The sequence below is a fragment of the Mobilisporobacter senegalensis genome (genome assembly GCF_003752155.1).
Lineage (GTDB): Bacteria > Bacillota > Clostridia > Lachnospirales > Lachnospiraceae > Mobilisporobacter > Mobilisporobacter senegalensis.
Map to the genome: position 1 here is coordinate 18,601 of NZ_RJVG01000018.1, position 17,922 is coordinate 36,522.

A 17,922-nucleotide genomic window follows, 5' to 3' on the forward strand; every position below is an offset into this window, starting at 1 on the left:
TGAGTTCCTAATCTGCGCAAGAGATGAGCCAAGAGATTCGACCATTCAAGCTTGCTTGAATAAATGTCATGATTTCCTTGGATAAGTGCAACGTGAGCGAAGAAACGTAAGTTTCTGAGTTCCTAATCTGCGTAACAAGATAAAGCAACAGAGTAATCCAGAGGATTTTAGCCATTTGATTTATAGTACATAATTCAAGAAGGAGAAAAATATGTCTGCTGATTGGAAAGAAACCAATAATGAAGAGAGCGAATTTTCTTTTATTCAAGAACAGATTGTGCCTAAAAAAGAGAATAAAACCAAGAGAATAATTGGAATTTTCTTAATTACAGTTGTTTTAGCGGTGATATTTGGACTTATTGCCAGATATGTTTTTTGCGTATCAGAATCATTATTCAATAATATTTTAGGCATTTCCGAGAAAAAAGACACCATTAAATTCCCTTCCATAGATCCAGGAGAGGATAGTAAGAACCAGGGAAATGTATCTGAGCCTAAGGATAATACAGATAAGCAAGGGGAAGAAACAGAGGATGAAAATAAAACTATTGTGATTGAGAATTCTGTAAAAGCAGATGTTTCTGATTATGTTACAATGTATTCAAAAATTAATGAAGTGGCAGCGGGAGTGAATAAATCAGTCGTTAAAATTACCAGTGCAGAAAAGGCTGTAGACTGGTTTAATAATGACTATGAATCGGAAAGTATAACATCAGGAATTATTCTTGCAAAAGATAGTACAAACATTTATATTCTTACTTCTAATAATAAGATTGTTTCAGAAGATAATATTAAAGTGACATTTCAAGATAACATATCAGTAGCTGGAGAGTTTCAGCGAAGCGATAATGAATTGAATTTGGCAGTTATAATTGTAGATGTATCCCAGGTACCGGAAGGAACTTTAAAAAAAATAGAAGTGGCAAAGCTAGGAGAATCCTATCTTCTTAATGCAGGAGACCCGGTCCTGGCACTGGGTAATCCCAATGGATATTCAGACTCAATGGAACTTGGTATGATTACCAATGATTCTAATTCCATTTATACTGTAGATAACAAAATAGAATTATTTAATACAAATATTAATGATAATCCAAATGGTGATGGAGTCATTGCAAATTTAAAAGGGGAGATTGTTGGAATCATAACCCAGAAATTCAAATCTGATTTTAATGAAAATATTAATACTGTACTTTCTATATCCCGTATTAAACCTGTGATAGAGAGATTAGTAAATAATAAAGCCATGGCGTCCGTTGGGATTATTGGAGCGGATATGACCTCAGAAATTGCAAAAAGTTATGGTCTTACAACTGGTATTTATGTTACAGAAGTGAAAGCAAAATCACCGGCATTCAATGCAGGGATTAAAAGTGGAGATGTGATTTTAGCAATTGAGGATAAAAAGACAGTTTCAATGGTAGCATTAAATAATATATTGATGGAGTATCAGCCTCAGGATGTGGTTGAGTTAACATTTAAGAGAACAACCAAAGAAGATGATAATGAAACAACTGTAAATATAACATTGGGAAATAAAAAGTAGTTTTTCTAAAAAAACAGGGTAGCCTTGCAAAATTGTTTGATTTGCAAGACTACCCTGTTAAAATTTTTCTGTACATTTTGGACAGATCCCATTAAATTCTAAGCTATGTCCTGTAATTATATATCCGGTTTTAGAAACCAGATCATTCTCTAATTTATGAAGGGGACAATCATCAATTGGTATAATTTCACCACATATACTACAAACTAAAAGGTGTTTATGATTATTATTATTAAATTGGTAATATGTTTTACCATCCTGCATTAATTCTTTCATAAGTATCTGTTTTTCTGTTAATGCCCCAAGGGATCGATAAACAGTTGAGAAACTCATACGGGTCTGGCCGATAGTCTGAGCATAGATTTCTTCTGCAGTTAATGGTTTATGAGCTTTTTCCAATATAGAAAGTATAATTTGTCTTTTTTTTGTATTTTTTAATTCTACAGATTTAAGAATTTCTTTCTCCATAGTTCTCACTCCTAGACTTGAATTCTTGTTCAATTATAGACCTATCATCAAAGTTTGTCAATGAAAGAGAAAACCCCTTGACAACATAAAATGCCTAAGCTATAATCAGTTAGTGTGCATTCTAATAACTATTTAAAATGCACAGATTAGGTTGTACATTAAGTGCAAGCAACCACAAGCATAACCAATATCACAGGAGGTGAAAATTAATGCCAACTTTTAACCAATTAGTAAGAAAAGGTAGACAGTCTATCGAGAAAAAGTCAACTTCTCCAGCACTTCAAAAGAGTTTCAACTCTCTAAACAAGAGAACAACTGACAGTTCTTCACCACAAAAAAGAGGTGTGTGTACTGCAGTTAGAACTGCTACTCCTAAGAAACCTAACTCAGCGCTTAGAAAAATTGCCAGAGTTCGTCTTTCAAACGGAATTGAAGTAACAAGCTATATCCCAGGTGAGGGACATAACTTACAGGAGCATAGTGTTGTTCTTATTAGAGGTGGTAGGGTAAAAGATTTACCAGGTACTAGATACCACATCGTAAGAGGTACACTTGATACTGCAGGTGTAGCTAAGAGAAGACAGGCTCGTTCTAAATATGGAGCGAAGAGACCTAAAGACGCAAAATAAGATAAGACAATTAAACCAGGTATTGATTTGATTGTATTTCTTCACTAATTCATGACAATGATAATTGAATATTCTTTTATTATTGCCAATTAAAAGTGCCGGATTAAAGAGTTTATTTAAACGAGATAAAAAGTGATTTTCATCTTGGTTGTAGCCTGTAGGTTGCAGGTTGAATATAAATTTAAGTTCCGCACGAACACAGAATGAATTAATGTGAGTACCTAAGAATCAATTAAGATTATATGAATGATCGTATAATCTAGTATTCTATTAAGGAGGGAAGCAACGTGCCACGTAAAGGACATATACAAAAAAGAGATGTTTTAGCAGATCCATTATACAACAATAAAGTTGTTACCAAACTTATCAATAACATTATGTTAGACGGTAAGAAGGGTGTTGCACAAAAAATCGTATACGGTGCATTTAATACCATAGCAGAAAAGACTGGTAAAGAAGCTGTTGAAGTTTTTGAAGAAGCTATGAATAACATTATGCCAGTTCTAGAAGTTAAAGCTAGACGTATCGGTGGAGCAACATACCAAGTGCCTATCGAAGTAAGACCAGACAGAAGACAAGCATTAGCACTTCGTTGGATTACTTTATATTCTCGTAAAAGAGGAGAAAAAACAATGCAAGAGAGATTAGCGAATGAATTACTAGATGCCGCTAATAACACTGGTGCAGCTGTTAAGAAAAAAGAAGATATGCACAAAATGGCAGAAGCAAACAAGGCATTCGCTCATTACAGATGGTAATAGCAGCCTAAATTTGCTTTACAATGCAGAGAAAATAGAGTAAAAATCTTTACTCTATTGAACACAAATATATTAAGGAGGAAAAATCTTTGGCTGGAAGAGAATATCCGTTAGAGAGAACTAGGAACATTGGTATTATGGCACATATTGATGCTGGTAAGACTACGCTTACAGAACGTATCTTATACTATACCGGTGTAAACTATAAAATCGGTGATACTCATGAAGGTACTGCAACCATGGACTGGATGGAGCAGGAACAAGAAAGAGGTATCACAATTACTTCAGCGGCTACAACTTGTCACTGGACGTTACAAGAAGAAACCAAGAAAAAAGAAGGTGCTCTTGAACATCGTATCAATATTATTGATACACCAGGTCACGTTGACTTTACAGTAGAAGTTGAGCGTTCATTACGTGTACTTGATGGTGCCGTAGGTGTATTCTGCGCTAAAGGTGGCGTTGAACCTCAATCTGAAAATGTATGGCGTCAAGCTGATAAATACTCTGTACCAAGAATGGCATTCATTAATAAGATGGATATCTTAGGTGCAAACTTCTACAATGCAGTAGAACAAATCAAAACAAGATTAGGAAAAAATGCTGTTCCTATTCAATTACCAATTGGTAAAGAAGATGAATTTAAAGGTATTATTGACCTATTTGAAATGCAGGCTTATATATATAATGATGAAAAAGGTGATGATATTAGTATCGCGCCGATTCCTGACGATATGAAAGAGCAAGCAGATGAATATAGAACTGATATGATAGAAAAAATCTGTGAAACAGATGATGAATTAATGATGATGTATTTAGATGGAGAAGAACCATCTAATGAACAGTTAAAAGCAGCTCTTAGAAAAGCTACTTGTAATGTTGAAATTATTCCTGTATGTTGTGGTACAGCATATAGAAATAAAGGTGTTCAAAAACTTCTTAATGCAGTTCTAGAATTTATGCCAGCTCCAACTGACATTGCATCAATTCAAGGTATTGATGAAGATGGTAATGAAGTGGAAAGACATTCTTCTGATGAAGAACCTTTCTCAGCGCTTGCATTTAAGATTATGACTGACCCATTCGTAGGTAAGTTAGCATTCTTTAGAGTTTACTCAGGTACAATGAACTCAGGTTCATATGTATTAAATGCTACAAAAGGTAAAAAGGAACGTGTTGGACGTATCTTACAGATGCATGCCAATAAGAGAGAAGAACTTGATAAAGTATATTCTGGTGACATTGCAGCAGCAGTTGGTTTTAAATTTACAACAACTGGTGATACTATCTGTGATGAACAACATCCAGTTATTCTTGAATCAATGGAATTCCCAGAACCAGTTATCGACGTAGCTATTGAACCTAAGACAAAAGCTGGCCAAGGTAAGATGGGTGAAGCTTTAGCAAAACTTGCTGAAGAAGATCCAACATTTAGAGCTTATACAAATCATGAAACTGGTCAAACAATCATCTCTGGTATGGGTGAACTTCACCTTGAGATTATTGTAGATCGTCTTCTTCGTGAATTCCATGTAGAAGCTAATGTAGGTGCACCTCAAGTTGCTTACAAAGAAACATTTACTAAGGCTGTTGATGTTGATAGCAAGTATGCAAAACAGTCTGGTGGTCGTGGACAATATGGTCACTGTAAAGTTAAATTTGAGCCAATGGATGCAAATGCAGAAAAAACATTTGAATTTACTTCTACAGTTGTCGGTGGTGCAATTCCTAAGGAATATATCCCTGCAGTTGGTGAAGGTATTGAAGAAGCTACAAAAGCAGGTATTCTTGGTGGATTCCCAGTACTTGGTGTTAAAGCGACTGTATATGACGGTTCTTACCATGAAGTCGATTCCAATGAAATGGCATTCCACATTGCTGGTTCTTTAGCATTTAAAGAAGCCATGGCAAAGGCAAGTCCTGTATTAATCGAGCCTATCATGAGAGTCGAAGTTACTATGCCGGAAGAATATATGGGCGATGTTATTGGTGATATCAATTCACGTCGTGGTCGTATTGAAGGTATGGAAGACATCGGTGGCGGCAAGATGGTTAAAGGCTTTGTGCCATTATCAGAAATGTTTGGTTATTCAACAGACCTTCGTTCAAAAACTCAAGGACGTGGTAACTATTCTATGTTCTTTGATAAATATGAACAAGTACCTAAGAATGTACAAGAAAAAGTTCTTGCTTCCGTAGGAAAATAATAATAAAGCAAATTATTATAATTTTGTAGTATCATTATATTTTGCTTGAAAATATTTCTAATATGAAATATAATTAGTCATATGAGACGGTACTCCCATGATTGGGAGTGCCGATATATGCGATAGAGAAGAAAATTCTATTGTAAAACCCAGATAGAGCTATGGCTCATCAAAGAATAGTATTTGCCAAGAGGCATATTTTAAGGAGGACGTTTAGAAATGGGAAAAGCTAAGTTTGAAAGAAACAAACCACATGCTAATATTGGAACTATCGGTCACGTTGACCATGGTAAAACTACATTAACTGCAGCAATCACTACTACTCTTCATCAAAGATTAGGTACTGGTGAAGCAGTTGCCTTTGATAAAATCGATAAGGCTCCAGAAGAAAGAGAAAGAGGTATCACTATCTCAACTTCTCACGTAGAATATGAATCAGAAAAAAGACATTATGCTCACGTTGACTGCCCAGGCCATGCCGATTATGTAAAGAACATGATTACTGGTGCTGCTCAAATGGATGGTGCTATCCTTGTTGTTGCTGCAACTGACGGTGTTATGGCTCAAACAAAAGAGCATATCTTACTTTCTCGTCAGGTAGGCGTTCCATACATCGTTGTTTTCTTAAACAAATGTGATATGGTTGATGATCCTGAACTTCTTGAATTAGTTGAAATGGAAGTTAGAGAATTATTAAGCGAATATGAATTCCCTGGTGATGATACTCCAATCATCCAAGGTTCTGCTCTTAAAGCTCTTGAAGATCCAACAAGTGAATGGGGAGATAAGATCCTTGAATTAATGAAAGCAGTTGACGAATGGATTCCAGATCCTAAGAGAGAAACTGACAAACCATTCTTAATGCCAATCGAAGATATCTTCTCAATTACTGGACGTGGTACTGTTGCTACAGGCCGTGTTGAAAGTGGTGTTCTTCATGTTAATGAAGAAGTTGAAATCGTTGGTATTAAAGAAGAAACTCGTAAAGTTGTTGTAACTGGTATTGAAATGTTCAGAAAACTTCTTGATGAAGCTCAAGCTGGTGATAACATCGGTGCACTTCTTCGTGGTGTTCAAAGAACAGAAATCGAAAGAGGTCAAGTTCTTTGTAAACCAGGTTCAATTACTTGTCACAAGAAATTTACAGCTCAAGTTTACGTATTAACTAAAGATGAAGGTGGACGTCATACTCCTTTCTTCAATAACTATAGACCACAATTCTATTTCAGAACAACTGACGTTACTGGTGTTTGTAACTTACCAGCAGGTGTTGAAATGTGTATGCCTGGTGACAACATTGAAATGTCAATCGAATTAATTCACCCAATCGCTATGGCTCAAGGTTTAAGCTTCGCTATTCGTGAAGGTGGACGTACAGTAGGTTCAGGTAGAGTTGCATCTATCGTAGAATAATCGCGATCATAATAAGATTTGCAGATAAAATAAAAATGTCCTGCGCAAGTTTACTTGCAGCAGGGCATTTTTACTTTTATCTATAAAGCGCGAATGCGCGTAGTAATTGCGCTTTGTGCAATTACGCAAATCTTATTATGATTATTACTTTATCTGGCGAATGCGCGTAGTAATTGCGCTTTGTGCAATTACACAAATCTCATTTATAACTATTATTTCTTATACATCCCAATATTCCGACAAAAAGCAAGAAAATAGTAGACTAAAAACACAAATAATATATATAAATCTACAAATTGTATTAAAAATAATAAAAATTCTTAAAATATAATATAAATAAAAACTCCGAACTATATTTTGATATAAAAAAGCCTTTATTAACTGTAAAATGAACACCAAATCTTGACATTTATATTTATTTATATATAATTAGGGTTGTGGTGACTTTTTTGTGTGATAAAAATACAAATAATAAAAAATAGGAGGCTTTAAAATGTCTGAAAGAGGTAAACTTCGAGTTGAAAAAAGAACGAACTTAAGTAATGGTGAAAGAAATAGGTTAAGAAAATCTGGATATGTTCCAGGTATCGTTTATGGAAGAAATCTGGTGTCAGAGCCAGTAGCGGTAAGAACAGATGACTTAAGAAGGGCAATAAAGGAATTTGGAAGAAATGCTGTTTTTGAACTTGATAGATCGGAAGCTGCTAATGATTTAGTTTTAATAAAAGAAATACAATACGGACATATTATTTCTGATTTTGCCCATGTTGATTTTCAAAAAGTATCATTATCAGAAGAAACAAAATTAGAAGTACCAATTAAGATCATTAACAAAGAATTATTAGAAGCAAGGAAATTTTTATTATTGTTGCAAACAGATATTGTAATAATTAAGGGCTTGCCACAAGACATTCCAGATTCTATTGATATTGATGCGACAGATCTGAAACCAGGTGATGTTATTAAAATTGGTGATCTTAAGACATCTGACGGTCTGACTATTGATAATGATCCTGATCAGATTGTATTATCAATTAATGAGCCTAGATCAAATGAAATAGTGGAAGAAGAGAATGAATGACATATTAATATATGATATAGAAATAAAGTTCAAATATTTCATGGGAAGTGGTCAATCATAGTTTAGGGGATTGGCCACTTTTGTTTTTGTTCTGTTCAACTATAATTTATTCTAAAATCGAAAATATATCTGGAGGCGATGTTAATTTCCACGTTGCACTAATATTATCAGGTAAGCGGCATCCCCATAAAGCCAATGCACCTGCTACATTCGCTTTTTTGGCACATTCCATATCGTAGCATGAATCTCCAATATAAATAGCTTCGTAAGGATTAACTTTAAGCTTTTCTAATGCTGACAAAAGAGGTTCGGGATTAGGTTTATGAAGAAGAGTATCATCAGCGCAGATGCTGATAGGGAAGAAATTAGAAAATGGATGAGGCTCAAAGTCATTTTTATACTCTTTTCTGGTTTTAGAAGTTACAATTCCCAGAGTAATATTTTTTGAGTTCAGTTTATCAAGTGTTTCATACATCCCTGGAAAATTCTTTGTCATAAAAGAGTACTGTTTATAATATTCTTCCCATATATTCATAACGTATTTTACATTAGGTATTCCTAATTGTTTTAGTGCATCCTCTCCAGGAATACCTAATGCAAAATATAAATCTTCTTTCTTATACATTTTTCCCGTTGCACGATATAGAGTATGTTGCAATGAAATAAGAACACAAGACTCAGTATCAAGTAATGTTCCATCAATATCGAATATTAAAGCTTTATATTTCATTAGTAACCTCCGGTAAATTTATATTGCTGAATTAAAAGAATAAGTTTATAATAGCACATAAACGATATAATATAAATGTTCTATTGCGTTGTATTTTACTTGATTTAGAAAGGAATCATGTTCAATGAAACAAAAAATAGTGTGTGCTGAAGGACAGGATGAGATTATAAGTGCCATGAACCGGCGTAGAGAAATAATGAGAAGATTAGAAAAGGATGGAAGTGTATCCGTTAGCATTTTAGCCAAAGAATTTTCGGTATCTACCATGACCATTCGAAGAGATTTAAATTTTTTTGAAAAGCAGGGAATTCTGGAAACTAACTATGGAGGCGCCCATATTAGACATGATAGAATCATGACTCCTGACTTTATTCTCAGAAATGAAAAAATGATAATGAATAAAAGAAAAATCGGAAGAAAAGCAGTAGAATTTTTAAAAGATGGAGATACCATATTTATGGATACCGGCACGACAGTATTGCAAATGGCTAAGTACTTTCCTGACATTCATGGAACAATTATTACAAATTCCCTATCTATAGTGCAATATATGAGCAGCAATGCCAAGATAAAAATAATTTTAGCACCCGGGGTATATCGGGAAGGTACAGGAGGGACCATTGATTGCGACACAATCGATTTTTTAAGACGCTATTATGTTGACAAAGCTTTTTTAGGGGCGATAGCCTGTAAACCTGATTTTGGTGCCACAACTCCAGATGAGATTGATGCAAAAATAAAGCAGACTATGTGTGAACATAGTGAGGCATCCTTTCTTCTGGTAGACCATACTAAGTTCTTATCAAAATCTCTTATAAAATATAATGATCTATCAGAATTCAGTTATATATTAACTGATGAAGAAATAGAGGATGATATGGAAAAAGATATCATAAAAGTAAATAGAGAATTAATAATCTGTTAAAAATAAATTATAGTTTTAAGTTTTGATAAACAACCAGTTAAATCAGAATAACAAGATGTGATGAAATTCAACATTCTTAAGTCTAAAAGTGGAAAAAAATAGATATTTAATTAGAAATTTAAAAATTTCCTTTGAAAAATTCCCAGATAACGTTTATAATATAATAGGATGTGTTTAACTTACACAGTAATGGAAAAAATTAGAGAGAGAGTTATATAGTTAGATTGATTATTTCATATAATCGAAAGGAGATTAGATATGTTAGGCAGTGACATCGGAATTGATTTAGGAACCGCAAGCGTTTTAGTTTATATAAAAGGTAAGGGTGTGGTTTTAAAAGAACCATCAGTTATCGCTTTTGATAGAGATACAAATAAAATTAAAGCTATAGGAGAAGAAGCCAGATTAATGCTTGGCAGGACACCAGGCAATATAGTAGCTGTTCGCCCACTTCGTCAAGGTGTTATTTCAGATTATACTGTGACAGAAAAGATGCTAAAATATTTCATTCAGAAAGCCGTTGGTAAACAACGTTTCAGAAAGCCAAGAATTAGCGTATGTGTACCAAGTGGTGTTACAGAAGTGGAGAAAAAAGCGGTAGAAGATGCAACATATCAAGCTGGTGCAAGAGAAGTAGCAATCATTGAAGAACCAATTGCCGCAGCAATTGGAGCAGGTATTGATATATCCAGACCATGTGGCAATATGATTGTTGATATTGGAGGAGGAACTTCTGATATTGCTGTTATCTCTCTTGGAGGAACTGTAGTTAGTACTTCCATTAAAATTGCCGGTGATGATTTTGATGAAGCAATTGTAAGATATATGCGTAAAAAACATAATCTTTTGATCGGTGAAAGAACCGCAGAAGATATTAAAATAAAGATAGGCTCCGCGTATCCTCGCCCAGAGATAGTATCCTTAGATGTCAGAGGACGTAATCTTGTTACAGGACTTCCAAAGACAATTACTGTTACATCTGAAGAAACAGAAGAAGCTTTAAGGGAAACAACTTCTCAGATTGTTGAAGCTGTTCACAGTGTACTTGAAAAGACTCCGCCTGAATTAGCTGCAGATATTGCAGATCGTGGTATCGTATTAACAGGTGGCGGTTGTTTATTATATGGATTGGAACAATTAATTGAAACAAAAACAGGTATTACTACTATGACAGCAGAAGATCCTATGACAGCAGTTGCTATCGGCACAGGAAAATTTGTTGAGTTCTTAAGTGGTAAGAGAGACTAAGGAGAGGTTTCTATGGTAAGAGGTTTATATACTGGTTACACTGGAATGGCAAATGAGCAAAAACGATTAGATATTATTAGTAATAATATTGCTAATTCTGCTACAGTTGGCTATAAGAAAGAGGGAGTAACAAATCAATCCTTTGATGATGTCTTAACTATTAAAATCCGTGATGCTTCTGAGGCATATCAGGACAAAGTCATAGGAGATATGAGTCTTGGTGTTAAAATTGGAGAAGTATATACTGATTACGGTCAAGGATCCCTTAGAGAAACTGGAAATACTTATGATTTAGCAATTGAAGGAAAAGGATTTTTTGCAGTTAATGTTGTGGATAAAGAAGGCAATGAAACAACAAAATATACCAGAGATGGTTCTTTCAAAAGAACTGCTGAAGGTTTTATTGTAGATACGAATGGAAATCATTTAAAAAGCGAAAATGGCGAATTAATGGTTCCGGTAGATGCTGCTGATGTAAGAATTGCAACGGACGGATCTGTATATGCAGATAACGTATTGATTGACAGGATTAAAATTACAGACTTTGAAGATTATTCCTATCTTAAGAAGTTCGGTGATAACATGTATGAAACAGTAGAAGGCGCAGTGGAGATGGATGGAACCGGACTGATTCATCAAGGGTTTACAGAACAATCCAATATCAATGTGGTTTCTGAGATGGTTCAAATGATATCAATTACACGTGCTTATGAAGCAAACCAAAAAGTAATTCAGACAGTAGATACTATGCTTGACCATGCAGTTAATTCTGTAGGTAAAGTTTGATGATATATTTTAGCAGATAAAGAGTATAATTGGATCATACACATAAGAGAGGGGTTTTGGATTATGATGCGTTCATTATGGACTGCTGCTTCAGGTATGATAGCACAGCAAACGAATGTAGATACAATATCTAATAATTTAGCTAATGTAAATACCAGTGGTTATAAAAGAGAAACAGTAGAATTTAAATCTTTGCTATATCAAACAATTCAAGCTGAATCCACCAATAATTTAGGGGAACCAAAACCGGTTGGTGTTCAGGTTGGCCTTGGTGTAAGAAATTCCGCAATTTCATCTCAGTTTACCCAGGGTACTTTGCAAGAAACAAAAAATGATTATGACTTTGCAATTCAAGGAAAAGGTTTCTTTATGGTACAACAACAAGATGGCAGTGTTGGTTACACTAGAAATGGTTCCTTTAATTTAGCGATTGGAAACAATGGAACCACAGTACTTGCTACTTCCAGCGGAAAAGCTGTATTAGATACGAACGGAGCACCAATTATGTTTGATGAAACATATGATACCTCTAAGATTACTATTGATGACAATGGAATCATCAGTTATCCGGATGCAAATAACAATCCACAGCCTATTGGTGTTCAGATTGGTATTGTGCAATTCAATAATCCAGCCGGTTTAGAGAAGATGTCAGAAAGTTTATATAAAGCTACTGCGGCATCAGGAGAACCCAGATTAGAGTCAGAAGATCCAAGTATTACTAGAAGTAAGATACTTAAAGGATATGTAGAAGGCTCTAATGTACAAGCTGTTGATGAAATGGTTAATTTAATTGTAGCACAAAGAGCATATGAGATGAATTCAAAAACAATTACAGCATCTGATGAGATGCTGCAGCAGGCAAACAATCTAAGGAGATAATAGATGAGTATTTCGATTGGAACAGATTCTTTATATAATGCCACTTTAAATAATTCGAATAAAACGAATAAATTAGAAAATTCATTATCAAACAAAATTGAGGATTCCACTGATGAAGAATTAATGGAAGTCTGCAAAAGTTTTGAATCTTATCTTTTAGAACAGGTTTTTAAAAAAATGGAATCTACCATTACAAAGACCGAAGAAGATGGTGAATATGTCAGTTATTTTAAGGATATGATGTATCAAAATTATGCAGAAGATGCAACTGATACACAAGGTTTTGGAATTGCTCAAATGTTATATGAATCCATGAAAAGAAATCAATAGATATTTATAAAGGGGTGTCTTAAGGAGACTCCCCTTTTTTTACACGAAGGCAAAGAGGTGAAATACAATTGGCAGAAGTACTAGAAGGGTATGTTGAGAAAATTGTATATAGAAATGCTGAGAATGGTTATACAGTCTTAAGCCTTTCTAGTGAAGATGATGATATTACTCTGGTTGGGACATTTACCTTTATTAGTGAGGGAGAATATATCCGGGCAGAAGGCAGCTATACTTCTCATCAGCTTTATGGAGAGCAGTTTTTAGTAAAAACCTATGAGGTAAAAGAACCAGAAGATTTATTCTCAATGGAGAGATATTTAGGATCAGGTGCCATTAAAGGGATTGGAGCAGCATTAGCCGCAAGAATTGTAAAAAGATTCAAAAAGGATACATTTCGTATTATTGAGGAAGAACCAGAGAGACTTGCAGAGGTAAAAGGAATCAGTGAAAAGAAAGCCAGAGAAATTGCGATTCAGTTTGATGAAAAGCGTGAAATGCGAAGTGTAATGTTATTTTTAGGTCAATATGGCATTTCAACCAATTTTGCTGTTAAAATTTATAATGAGTATGGTCCAAAACTATATGATATTATTAAAGAAAATCCATATAAACTGGCAGATGATATTAGTGGAATCGGCTTTAAATTAGCAGATGAAATAGCAGCTAAAGTAGGGATTGGTACGGACTCGGATTACCGTATCAAAGCCGGCATTCTTTATGTATTATTACAAGCCAGCAGCTCAGGTCACATTTATTTGCCGGAGAGCATATTGCTTGAAAGAACTGCAGGGCTGTTATGTATAGAGAAAGATAAAATTGATCATCACCTCATGGATATGATGATTGATAAACGAATTATATTAAAAGAGCAGGATGACCAAAAGGTGATCTACAGTTCCTTACTATATTATTTAGAACTTAATGTTGCAAGAATGTTATGCGATTTAAACATAAAATACGATTTTTCATTGCAGGAGATAGAAAAAAGATTAAATGTTTTTACACAGCAGTCAAGTATTGAATTGGATGAAATGCAGAAAACTGCCGTTGTAGAGGCGGCCCGTAATGGCTTATTAGTAATAACAGGTGGTCCCGGTACAGGTAAGACTACTACAATTAATGCTATTATAAAATTTTTTGAAACAGAAGGACTCGATATCCTGTTAGCAGCTCCAACTGGCAGAGCAGCAAAACGAATGTCAGAAACCACTGGATATGAAGCTCAGACAATACATAGACTTTTAGAATTGACAGGAGCGCCAGAAGATTCTGATTCAAGATATAATTTTGAAAGAAATGAACAAAATCCTTTAGAAGCGGATGCCATTATTATTGATGAAATGTCTATGGTGGATATTCATTTAATACATGCTTTGCTGAAAGCTGTTACAGTAGGAACAAGATTAATTCTGGTAGGAGATGTAAACCAGCTGCCATCTGTGGGACCGGGCAATGTGCTAAAAGATATTATTCGTTCTCATAATTTCAACGTAGTCATGCTCACAAAAATATTCAGGCAGGCAAGTGAAAGCGATATTATTATCAATGCCCATAAGATTAACGCAGGAGAACCCATTGCATTAGATAATAACAGTAAGGATTTTTTCTTTTTACAACGAAATGATGTAAATGTAATTATTAGTGTTCTGATTACTCTTATTAATAAAAAGCTTCCAGGTTATGTTAATGCAACTCCTTTTGACATTCAGGTTTTAACTCCAATGAGAAAAGGAGAACTGGGAGTAGAAAGATTAAATCAGGTATTGCAGCAATATTTAAATCCGTCTTCCAATGATAAAAAAGAAAAAGAATTTAGCCAGGGTATTTTCCGTGAAGGGGATAAAGTGATGCAAATAAAAAATAATTATCAGATACCTTGGGAGATAAAAAGTAAGTATGGAATTACCGTTGATGCAGGTACTGGAGTATTTAATGGAGATGCAGGCATTATTAAAGAGATAAATCTTTTTGCTGAGAATTTGACGGTAGAATTTGATGAAGGCCGGCTTGTAGAATACAGTTTTACTAATGTGGATGAATTAGAATTGGCATATGCTATAACAATACACAAATCTCAAGGCAGTGAATATCCTGCTGTGGTTATGCCAATTCTTAGTGGACCTAATATGCTGTTTAACCGGAATCTATTATATACAGCTGTAACGAGAGCAAAATCATGTGTTACCATAGTAGGTTCAAAAGATATGGTACAGCATATGATCGACAATGAAAGCGAGCAAAGACGATATTCCAGTCTGGATACTAGAATTAAAGACATAAATATGATATAATATGAACACTTAGCGAGGTATTCTCGAGCTTAGTGAGAATATATACCTATCCACTTAATAAGGTGTTTTCGAATTTAGTGGATATGGTATAATATGAACAATAAGCAGATTAGTCCATGGAACTTAGAACATTTATCATGCTTGCTTGAATAAATGTTCTAAGTTCCATGGATAAGTGCAACGAGAGCGAAAAACGAAGTTTTGAGCTGCTAATCTGCGTAAATGATTAGTCATGAAGGCAGAGCGAAAAAGGTCGTTTTTGAGCTGTTCTGCTCAAATGTTGAATCATCCAATATTGTGAAAGATTTAACATTACAAATTGTGCCATATGTTAGGTGTATTTTACAGCATTTTAGTGTATAATTAAATTATAGAATTAGAATATAGCTAAGAATAATAATTTGTATGATTTTTTAAATATGGTATATTCAAATATTTCCAAAAAAGTTTTAGGAGGAATTAGTTTTTATGAGTACGTTAGTAATTATGGCAGCAGGAATCGGAAGTCGTTTTGGAGGAGGTATTAAACAACTGGAACCAGTTGGCCCAAGTGGTGAGATTATTATGGATTATTCTATCTATGATGCGATTGAGGCAGGATTTGATAAAGTTGTATTTATTATACGAAAAGATTTAGAGGTAGATTTCAAGGAAATTATCGGAAATCGAATCTCCAAATACATCAATGTAGAATATGCATTCCAGGAGCTTGATGATCTTCCTGAGGGATTTGTGAAGCCTGCAGAGAGAACAAAACCATGGGGAACAGGACAAGCTATTTTAAGTTGTTTAGGGAAAGTGAAAGAGCCCTTTGCAGTTATTAATGCAGATGATTACTATGGAAAAGAAGCATTTGTTAAGGTACATGACTTCTTATCAAATAGTAAATCAAACGGTGATAAATTCAATTTCTGCATGGCAGGATTTTTGCTTGGAAATACATTAAGTGATAATGGAGTAGTTACAAGAGGCGTCTGCAATGTGAGCAAAGAAGGCATTCTACTTGGAGTAGATGAAACTCATGGAATTGAAAAAACTCCAGAAGGACCGATAGTAAAAGAAGAATCCGGCAATGTGATAAAATTAGACCCTAATAGTTCTGTATCCATGAATATGTGGGGATTTACTCCTGATTTTATTGATGAATTACGAGATAGATTTGTACAATTTTTAAAAGTAAAAGGACAAGATTTGAAGGCAGAATTTTTAGTTCCAATCATTGTGGATGATTTAATTCGAGAGAATAAAGCTCAGGTTACAGTATTAGAGACAAAAGACATCTGGTTTGGAGTAACATATAAGGAAGACAAGGATGTTGTCGTTAATTCCTTTAAAAAGTTAATTGAACAGGGTGTGTATCCAGCTAAATTATTTCATTAATTAGGAGAATTGCTTGATAAAAAAACTTTTAGACATGATATATCCAAGGCGATGCCCGATATGCGGAGATATTGTGACACCCAAAAATGAAAAAGCATGTCCGGATTGTAAGGCTTCATTACAGGTAATAAAAGAACCCAGATGCAAGAAATGCAGTAAACCGATTGAGAATGAAGAAAAGGAATATTGTTACGACTGTGAAACAAAGCATTTTCATTATAAAAAAGGATATGCATTATGGGTTTATGATAAGAGGATGAGAAAATCCATTGGAGATTTTAAATATTATAATAGAAAAGAATATGCTGATTTTTATGTTGAAGAACTTCTAAAATATTATGATATGAAGATAAAAGAGATTGGAGCAGATGCTCTGGTGCCTGTTCCAATCCATAAATCAAAGCTAAGGATAAGAGGTTATAATCAGGCTCAAATCCTGGCATTAAAAATAGGGAAAGCTTTGGATATTATAGTAATAGATGACTTGCTTATACGTGACAAAAGAACCTTGCCACAAAAAGGTTTAAATGATAAAGAAAGATTAAAAAACTTAACTCAGGCATTTTCTATAGACAAGAGTAAGATGAAAACTTATAATCATATTAACAAAGTTATATTAGTAGATGATATTTATACGACTGGTAGCACTATCGAAGCATGCGCTAATGTCTTACATCAAAATGGGGTATCGGAAGTATATTTTGTAAGCCTTTGCATTGGTAAAGGATTTTAGGAGGTTTATAATATGGATGTTAGAAATTGTAAAGATTGTGGAAAAATATTTAATTATGTAAGTGGGCCGCCACTGTGTCCATCATGCTTAAAAGAGTTAGATAAAAAGTTTGAAAAAGTGAAAGAGTACATATATGATCATCCAGGTGCAGGAGTTCAGGAAGTATCGGATGCGAATGATGTTACCACTGCCCAGATTAAGATTTGGATAAGGCAGGAAAGGTTAACTTTTGCCGATGATTCTCCGATTGGAATTGATTGTGAGATTTGTGGAGCCATAATCAAAACAGGACGATATTGTAATATGTGCAAAAGTAAGATGGTTAATAATCTTGGTGATGTATATAAGAAACCAATACCTGAAAGAAAGAAAGATCCAAGAGAGAATCCTAAGATGCGTTTTTTGGATCAAAAATAGAACAGGGGCTGTAAAAAAACGGCCATAAAGAACGGCCATAGTAACACCAGACGGTGAAGCTATGGCTGTTCTCGATTTATTTACAAGATTATATCTAA

17 protein-coding genes are annotated in these 17,922 nt (G+C 34.4%); 15 read left to right on the top strand and 2 right to left on the bottom strand.

Annotation, left to right across the window (positions count from 1 at the left end; genetic code table 11):
* Nucleotides 1-211: 211 nt before the first annotated feature.
* Complete coding sequence (locus EDD66_RS17750) at nt 212-1,546, top strand: S1C family serine protease (protein WP_123610938.1); 1,335 nt, start codon at nt 212-214, stop codon at nt 1,544-1,546.
* Nucleotides 1,547-1,603: 57 nt separating this feature from the next.
* Here the strand turns inward: EDD66_RS17750 and EDD66_RS17755 are convergent, their stop codons facing one another.
* Entirely contained in the window at nt 1,604-2,014 is a 411-nt protein-coding gene (locus EDD66_RS17755) for a Fur family transcriptional regulator (RefSeq protein WP_123610939.1), read from the bottom strand.
* A 209-nt stretch (nt 2,015-2,223) separates the two neighbouring features.
* Between EDD66_RS17755 and rpsL the strand changes: the two genes are divergently transcribed.
* The 5 genes from rpsL (at nt 2,224) to EDD66_RS17780 (ending at nt 8,102) form a co-directional block, all read left to right on the top strand.
* On the top strand, nt 2,224-2,643 hold the full coding sequence (gene rpsL, locus EDD66_RS17760; protein WP_123610940.1) for a 30S ribosomal protein S12: 420 nt from the start codon (nt 2,224-2,226) through the stop codon (nt 2,641-2,643).
* A 287-nt stretch (nt 2,644-2,930) separates the two neighbouring features.
* Nucleotides 2,931-3,401, top strand: coding sequence for a 30S ribosomal protein S7 (gene rpsG, locus EDD66_RS17765; RefSeq protein WP_207667816.1), 471 nt, complete (start codon nt 2,931-2,933; stop codon nt 3,399-3,401).
* Between the two features lie 89 nt (nt 3,402-3,490).
* A complete protein-coding gene (gene fusA, locus EDD66_RS17770; protein ID WP_123610942.1) occupies nt 3,491-5,608 on the top strand; it encodes an elongation factor G in 2,118 nt (705 codons plus the stop codon).
* A 219-nt stretch (nt 5,609-5,827) separates the two neighbouring features.
* Entirely contained in the window at nt 5,828-7,021 is a 1,194-nt protein-coding gene (gene tuf / locus EDD66_RS17775) for an elongation factor Tu (RefSeq protein ID WP_123610943.1), read from the top strand.
* 493 nt (nt 7,022-7,514) lie between these two features.
* The gene (locus EDD66_RS17780; RefSeq protein WP_123610944.1) at nt 7,515-8,102 is read left to right on the top strand and encodes a 50S ribosomal protein L25; all 588 of its coding nucleotides are present in this window, start codon (nt 7,515-7,517) and stop codon (nt 8,100-8,102) included.
* Between the two features lie 106 nt (nt 8,103-8,208).
* Here the strand turns inward: EDD66_RS17780 and EDD66_RS17785 are convergent, their stop codons facing one another.
* A complete protein-coding gene (locus tag EDD66_RS17785; protein WP_123610945.1) occupies nt 8,209-8,832 on the bottom strand; it encodes an HAD family hydrolase in 624 nt (207 codons plus the stop codon).
* 124 nt (nt 8,833-8,956) lie between these two features.
* Here EDD66_RS17785 and EDD66_RS17790 point away from each other — a divergent pair, with 124 nt between their 5' ends.
* The 9 genes from EDD66_RS17790 to EDD66_RS17830 all read left to right on the top strand — a co-directional run bounded on the left by EDD66_RS17790 (nt 8,957) and on the right by EDD66_RS17830 (nt 17,824).
* Entirely contained in the window at nt 8,957-9,757 is an 801-nt protein-coding gene (locus EDD66_RS17790; RefSeq protein WP_123610946.1) for a DeoR/GlpR family DNA-binding transcription regulator, read from the top strand.
* Nucleotides 9,758-10,015: 258 nt separating this feature from the next.
* Entirely contained in the window at nt 10,016-11,005 is a 990-nt protein-coding gene (mreB, locus tag EDD66_RS17795) for a rod shape-determining protein (RefSeq protein WP_123610947.1), read from the top strand.
* Between the two features lie 12 nt (nt 11,006-11,017).
* Entirely contained in the window at nt 11,018-11,791 is a 774-nt protein-coding gene (locus EDD66_RS17800) for a flagellar hook-basal body protein (RefSeq protein ID WP_123610948.1), read from the top strand.
* A gap of 63 nt (nt 11,792-11,854) precedes the next feature.
* On the top strand, nt 11,855-12,673 hold the full coding sequence (flgG, locus tag EDD66_RS17805) for a flagellar basal-body rod protein FlgG (RefSeq protein WP_123610949.1): 819 nt from the start codon (nt 11,855-11,857) through the stop codon (nt 12,671-12,673).
* A 3-nt stretch (nt 12,674-12,676) separates the two neighbouring features.
* Entirely contained in the window at nt 12,677-13,003 is a 327-nt protein-coding gene (locus EDD66_RS17810; protein ID WP_123610950.1) for a rod-binding protein, read from the top strand.
* Between the two features lie 68 nt (nt 13,004-13,071).
* Nucleotides 13,072-15,294 (top strand): SF1B family DNA helicase RecD2, encoded by a 2,223-nt coding sequence (gene recD2, locus EDD66_RS17815; protein ID WP_123610951.1) that lies wholly within the window; start codon nt 13,072-13,074, stop codon nt 15,292-15,294.
* 468 nt (nt 15,295-15,762) lie between these two features.
* Entirely contained in the window at nt 15,763-16,674 is a 912-nt protein-coding gene (locus EDD66_RS17820; protein ID WP_123610952.1) for a sugar phosphate nucleotidyltransferase, read from the top strand.
* 13 nt (nt 16,675-16,687) lie between these two features.
* A complete protein-coding gene (locus tag EDD66_RS17825) occupies nt 16,688-17,407 on the top strand; it encodes a ComF family protein (RefSeq protein ID WP_243115409.1) in 720 nt (239 codons plus the stop codon).
* Nucleotides 17,408-17,419: 12 nt separating this feature from the next.
* The gene (locus tag EDD66_RS17830) at nt 17,420-17,824 is read left to right on the top strand and encodes a flagellar protein (protein WP_123610953.1); all 405 of its coding nucleotides are present in this window, start codon (nt 17,420-17,422) and stop codon (nt 17,822-17,824) included.
* Nucleotides 17,825-17,922 lie beyond the last annotated feature (98 nt).

Bases quoted from the DNA above. Each gene is read 5' to 3' on its own strand.
- EDD66_RS17750 (WP_123610938.1), top strand. From the start codon at position 212: ATGTCTGCTGATTGGAAAGAAACCAATAATGAAGAGAGCGAATTTTCT.
- EDD66_RS17755 (WP_123610939.1), bottom strand. From the start codon at position 2,014: ATGGAGAAAGAAATTCTTAAATCTGTAGAATTAAAAAATACAAAAAAA.
- rpsL (WP_123610940.1), top strand. From the start codon at position 2,224: ATGCCAACTTTTAACCAATTAGTAAGAAAAGGTAGACAGTCTATCGAG.
- tuf (WP_123610943.1), top strand. From the start codon at position 5,828: ATGGGAAAAGCTAAGTTTGAAAGAAACAAACCACATGCTAATATTGGA.
- EDD66_RS17780 (WP_123610944.1), top strand. From the start codon at position 7,515: ATGTCTGAAAGAGGTAAACTTCGAGTTGAAAAAAGAACGAACTTAAGT.
- EDD66_RS17785 (WP_123610945.1), bottom strand. From the start codon at position 8,832: ATGAAATATAAAGCTTTAATATTCGATATTGATGGAACATTACTTGAT.
- EDD66_RS17790 (WP_123610946.1), top strand. From the start codon at position 8,957: ATGAAACAAAAAATAGTGTGTGCTGAAGGACAGGATGAGATTATAAGT.
- mreB (WP_123610947.1), top strand. From the start codon at position 10,016: ATGTTAGGCAGTGACATCGGAATTGATTTAGGAACCGCAAGCGTTTTA.
- EDD66_RS17800 (WP_123610948.1), top strand. From the start codon at position 11,018: ATGGTAAGAGGTTTATATACTGGTTACACTGGAATGGCAAATGAGCAA.
- flgG (WP_123610949.1), top strand. From the start codon at position 11,855: ATGATGCGTTCATTATGGACTGCTGCTTCAGGTATGATAGCACAGCAA.
- EDD66_RS17810 (WP_123610950.1), top strand. From the start codon at position 12,677: ATGAGTATTTCGATTGGAACAGATTCTTTATATAATGCCACTTTAAAT.
- EDD66_RS17820 (WP_123610952.1), top strand. From the start codon at position 15,763: ATGAGTACGTTAGTAATTATGGCAGCAGGAATCGGAAGTCGTTTTGGA.
- EDD66_RS17830 (WP_123610953.1), top strand. From the start codon at position 17,420: ATGGATGTTAGAAATTGTAAAGATTGTGGAAAAATATTTAATTATGTA.